Origin of the sequence: Nocardioides sp. CPCC 206348, assembly GCF_048654705.1 — a bacterium.
Taxonomy (GTDB): domain Bacteria; phylum Actinomycetota; class Actinomycetes; order Propionibacteriales; family Nocardioidaceae; genus Nocardioides.
The window spans coordinates 5,284-5,569 of sequence record NZ_JBMCZA010000207.1; the positions used below are offsets into that span (position 1 = coordinate 5,284).

The window sequence follows — 286 nt, forward strand, 5'->3', positions numbered from 1 at the left end:
GGTAGAGACGCCAGCCGATGCCCGGAACCGGCACCAGGACAGGGCGTTCGAACGACTCGCTGCCGAAGGCCTCGCGGTGTACCTCGGCCACCGTTGTGAACCGCTCACCGTCCTCGGACCGCGCGATGACCACACTGACGCCGCGTCCGTCCGTCAACGGCCGGCGCACGCGATAGGTCAGCCAGTAGGTGCCGTCGACCAGGACCGCGCTGGCCGCTCCGGCCCAGTTGCCGGCACCCGCAGCCGGTGCTGGTACGACGACCAGCGGGTCGTCGTACGTCGGAAC

Annotated in this window: 1 pseudogene; it reads right to left on the reverse strand. The window is 70.3% G+C overall.

The window, feature by feature from the left end:
• Positions 1-286: pseudogene (locus tag ACOADB_RS20450) on the reverse strand (hypothetical protein); the annotation flags it as partial.